At 74.1% G+C, this 4,329-nt stretch carries 4 protein-coding genes and 1 pseudogene; 3 read left to right on the top strand and 2 right to left on the bottom strand.

Annotation, left to right across the window (positions count from 1 at the left end; translation table 11 throughout):
- Positions 1–179 precede the first annotated feature (179 nt).
- Entirely contained in the window at positions 180–2,330 is a 2,151-nt protein-coding gene (locus tag J1C73_RS19925) for a ComEC/Rec2 family competence protein (protein ID WP_242644431.1), read from the top strand.
- 8 nt (positions 2,331–2,338) lie between these two features.
- On the opposite strand, the gene J1C73_RS19930 is transcribed toward J1C73_RS19925, so the two are convergent.
- Positions 2,339–2,794 carry a pyridoxamine 5'-phosphate oxidase family protein gene (locus J1C73_RS19930; protein WP_207317602.1) on the bottom strand — a complete coding sequence of 152 codons (456 nt, stop codon included), beginning with the start codon at positions 2,792–2,794 and terminating at the stop codon, positions 2,339–2,341.
- Positions 2,795–2,916: 122 nt separating this feature from the next.
- On the opposite strand from J1C73_RS19930, the gene J1C73_RS19935 reads away from it, so the two are divergent.
- Positions 2,917–3,753, top strand: a complete 837-nt coding sequence (locus J1C73_RS19935) for an arylamine N-acetyltransferase family protein (RefSeq protein ID WP_207317603.1) — start codon at positions 2,917–2,919, stop codon at positions 3,751–3,753.
- A gap of 113 nt (positions 3,754–3,866) precedes the next feature.
- Positions 3,867–3,965 (top strand): annotated as a pseudogene (locus tag J1C73_RS36230) (YceI family protein); the annotation flags it as partial.
- Between the two features lie 13 nt (positions 3,966–3,978).
- Here J1C73_RS36230 and J1C73_RS19940 read toward each other — a convergent pair.
- On the bottom strand, positions 3,979–4,224 hold the full coding sequence (locus tag J1C73_RS19940) for a hypothetical protein (protein WP_207317604.1): 246 nt from the start codon (positions 4,222–4,224) through the stop codon (positions 3,979–3,981).
- Positions 4,225–4,329: the final 105 nt, after the last annotated feature.

The raw sequence follows: 4,329 nt of genomic DNA on the forward strand, positions 1-4,329 counted from the left end.
TCTCTGCGTCGATCCTCGCGAACTGCCGGGCCATCGCCGGCACCGGCCCCTGTCGCGCATCGGCGCTGTGCAGTCCGGCCGACGCCGCCCCGGCCGCGGCACAGAGCAGCGCCGCCGCGGCCGGGGCGGCGTCGGCCGGACTGCACAGCGCCGATGCGCGACAGGGGCCGGTGCCGGCGATGGCCCGGCAGTTCGCGAGGATCGACGCAGAGATCACCCTCACCTCCGATGCCAGGCAGACCTTCCCCCGGGTACGCGGCGATCACAGCACACCCGTCGCCCTTCTCCTGGATGCCGAGATCACCCGGCTGGCGAGGCCCGACGGCACGGCTGTCCGGCTGCGTACGCCGGTGCTGGTCATCGTCACCCCCGGCGGCGCGGCGGAGCAGTGGCAGCGACTGCTCCCCTCCACCCGGTTACGGATCGGCGGCCGGCTGGCGCCACCGCTGCACGGCGGGGAGCGGGCCGCCGCAGTCCTTCGCCCGGACGGCAAGGGCCCGCCCCGCATCACCGGCCCGCCCACGCTTCTCCAGCGCACGGCGGGCGGGCTGCGCGCCGGGCTGCGCACCGCGACCGAGGGGCTCGGCCCCGATGCGCGGGCGCTCCTGCCCGGACTGGTCGTCGGCGACACCACCCGGGTCACCCCGGAACTGCACGATGCGTTCAGGGCGACCGACCTCACCCATCTGATGGCGGTCTCGGGTGCCAACCTGGCGATCCTGCTCGTCCTGCTGATCGGCCCGCCGGGCAGCGCCCTGCGGGCCGAACGCCGGGGACTGGCACCCGGGCTGGGGATCTCGTTGCGGATGACCGCCCTGCTCGGCGGCGGGCTCACGCTCGCCTTCGTCCTCGTCTGCAGGCCCGAACCGAGTGTGCTGCGGGCCGCGGCCTGCGGCCTGATCACGCTGCTCGCCATCGGCACCGGGCGGCGCAGAACGCTGATCCCCGCGCTGGCCGCCGCCGTTTTGCTGCTGGTGCTCTACGACCCCTGGCTGGCGCGCAGTTACGGATTCGTCCTGTCGGTCCTGGCCACCGGCGCGCTTCTGACCATCGCCCCGCGGTGGAGCGGCGCGCTGCAACGGCGCCGGGTGCCGTTCCGGCTCGCCGAGGCACTGGCTGCCGCGGCGGCGGCGCAGGCGGTGTGCTCGCCCGTTGTGGTGCTGCTCGCCTCCCGGGTGAGTCTGGTGGCGATCCCGTGCAACCTGCTGGCCGAGTTCGCGGTGGCGCCGGCCACGGTTCTCGGGTTCGCCACGCTGGCCCTGGCCCCGGTGGCCATGCCGGTGGCCGAACTGCTGGCCCGGGTGGCGGGGTGGCCGGCCGGGTGGATCGCCTCCGTGGCCCGGACCGGGGCGGCGCTGCCCGGTGCGGAGACCGACTGGCCCGACGGCCGGACGGGTGCGCTGCTGCTGGCCGTGCTGACCGGGCTGGTGGTGCTGTCCGCCCGGCGCATCGGGCGCCGTCCCTGGGTGTGTTCGGCCGCGGCGCTGCTCCTGGTGCTCGCGGTGTTGCGCCCGGTGCCGCTGACCCGGGTGCTGACCGGATGGCCGCCGCCCGGCTGGGCGTTCGCGATGTGCGACGTGGGTCAGGGCGATGCCCTGGTGCTCGCGGCGGGGCCCGGCTCGGGTGTGGTGGTCGACACCGGCCCGGATCCCCGGCTCGCCGACCGGTGCCTGCGCGACCTGGGAATCACCCGCGTCCCGTTGTTGCTGCTGACCCATTTTCACGCCGACCATGTCCGGGGCCTGCCCGGTGTGCTGCGGGGCAGGGCGGTGGGCGCGATCCAGACGACGAGCCTGGACGAACCGCCGGAACAGGCCGCGTTCGTGACGAGAACGGCCGCGGCGGCGCGTATCCCCGTGGTGCGGGCCGTCCCCGGTGAGCGGCGACGGATCGGCGCGCTCGACTGGCAGGTGCTGTGGCCGGTGGGCGGTGCGTCGGCCGGTCCGGTGGCCGGTCCCGTACCGCAGGAGCCCAACGATGCCAGCGTCACCCTGTTCGTCCGGGCCGGCGGACTCACTCTGCTGCTCCCCGGCGACCTCGAACCACCGGCCCAGCAGGGGCTGTTGCGCAGCTACCCGGCGCTCCCGCGCGTGGATGTGCTCAAGGTCGCCCACCATGGCTCCGCACATCAGGACGCCGCCCTGCTGCGGACTGCGCATCCGAGGTTCGCCCTGGTCAGTGTCGGCCGGGACAACCCGTACGGGCATCCGGCCGCCCGTACGGTCGATGTGCTCAGGGCCGGGGGAGCGGTGGTGCTCCGTACCGACAGGGACGGTGCGATCGCGGTGACGGGCGCCGGGCCGGGGCTGCGGGCGGTGGGCCGGTCGTGACCGTGCGCTCAGTCCAGCCACCGTCCATCGGCCATCAGTTCGCGGCCGGCCAGCTCGTTCTCCTCCCGCCACGCCTTGACCGCGGTCGGAGTGAAGCGCAGGTACACCCAGGCCTGACGGCCCCGCAGGTCCCAGTTGAGCTTGGAGGCGAAGGCGTCGCCCGACTGAGTGGCGAGGTCCGCCCCCTCGATCACCTCGGCCGTGGCCTCGATGAGGACCACGTCACGGGTGTGGCCCACGGCGATCCGGGCGTGCCCGGCCGGCGTCACGTTGACCGCGGTGGGGTTGGTGCGCCGGGTGGCCATGAGCAGCGTCCCCCGGTCCCACACGAACGACAGCGGCACCAGGGTCGGCACCCCGTCCGGCGAGGCGGTGGACACCCAGGCGTCCTCGTCCTTCTCCAGGCGATCGAGCACATCCTGCTTGCGCTGCTCCCAGCTGCGGGCCAGCTCCTGCTTCGTCATGTCCCGCATGTTAGGTGCTGTCCCGCCGGCCCTGGCGGGCGCGCGCGGCGCCGTGCCTCCGCCGTCGGTCCTAGGACCGACGGCTCATGGCGGGCCGCCGCGCCCCGGGACAGACTGCCGGTATGGACCCGCACCTGCCGCACACCGTCGACTCCTACCTGGCCCGCATCGGCGCCACCAGGCCCGACCGCCCCGACGCGGCGGCACTGCGCGAGCTGCAACTGCGCCACCTCACCGCCGTGCCCTTCGAGAACCTCTCGATCCATCTCGGCGAGGACATCGTGCTGGAGGAGCAGACACTTCTCGACAAGATCGTGGCGGGCCGCCGAGGCGGGTTCTGCTACGAACTCAACGGGGCCTTCGCCGCGTTGCTGCGGGAGCTGGGCTTCGAGGTCGCGCTGCTCCAGGCCCGGGTCCACGGCGACGACGGGAAGCTCGGCATTCCCTACGACCACCTGGCCCTCCGGGTGGGGACGGACGACGGCACCGGCCCGTGGCTGGCGGACGTCGGCTTCGGTGACCACGCCCAGCATCCGCTCGCGCTCGACGACCGCACGGACCAGGAGGACCCACGCGGCACCTTCCGGATCAGGCGGGCCCCCGTCGAGGCGGCCGGGGGCGGCGAGGACTACGGGGACGTCGAGGTGCTGCGTGACGGTGCGCCGCAGTTCCGTCTGGACCCGCGGCCCCGGGCGCTGGCCGACTTCCGGGCCGGCGCCTGGTACCACCGGACCTCACCCGACTCCGGCTTCACCCGGGCCCCGGTCTGCTCCCGTTTCACCGCCGCCGGCCGGATCACGCTCAGCGGCCGGAAGCTCGTCACGACGGTGGGCGCCGAGCGCCACGAGACACCGTTGGGAAGCGACGACGAGGTGCTCGCCGCCTACCGCGAGCACTTCGGACTGCGTCTCGACCGGCTGCCCACCGTCCGCGGGGCCGGTGCGTCCGCGCGAACGTGAATGCGCCCTCCGGGAGTACGTGAAGATGTTCGGCCGCCCGCTCGGAGACAAGGGAGCGTCGGGCGCCGCGTGCGGCGGATTCCTCGCCGGAATCGGCCGGTGTCCTCAGCTGAGACCTCACCCTCACCTGTCAGACCGTGCCGGCCCGCGGGATCGCCGCCGTCGGCTCCAGCATCTCCATCGGCCCGGACATCCAGATCGTCCCGAAGGGCTGGGTCCGAGGCTCTACGGGGCCTCCAGCCACCCCTCGTACTCCGCGGCGAACACATCGAGCGCCGCGGAGTCCAGCCGTCGGTCCGGGTCCTCCACGACCACCAGCCACTGGGCGTCCTCGGCGTCGTCCTCGCCGACCAGCGCGTCGCGCACGAGCTGCGGCTCCTCGGTGACCCCGAACCGGTCGGACAGCTCGCCCGCCACCTCCTGTGCCGTGTCGCGGTCGGGCAGCACCAGCACATGTCTCACATCGCTCACCCGCCCATTCTCCGGTACGGGCGGCGGTGCGCGTGCGGCGGTGTCCCCCGCAGCGGTGTCCCTGCAGCGGTGCCCGGGCGGGTGGTGTCCCCCGCAGCGGTGTCC

The organism is Streptomyces laculatispora (genome assembly GCF_017353455.1).
Lineage (GTDB): Bacteria > Actinomycetota > Actinomycetes > Streptomycetales > Streptomycetaceae > Streptomyces > Streptomyces laculatispora.

Bases quoted from the DNA above. Each gene is read 5' to 3' on its own strand.
- J1C73_RS19935 (WP_207317603.1), top strand. From the start codon at position 2,917: ATGGACCCGCACCTGCCGCACACCGTCGACTCCTACCTGGCCCGCATC.
- J1C73_RS19930 (WP_207317602.1), bottom strand. From the start codon at position 2,794: ATGACGAAGCAGGAGCTGGCCCGCAGCTGGGAGCAGCGCAAGCAGGAT.
- J1C73_RS19925 (WP_242644431.1), top strand. From the start codon at position 180: ATGGCCCGGCAGTTCGCGAGGATCGACGCAGAGATCACCCTCACCTCC.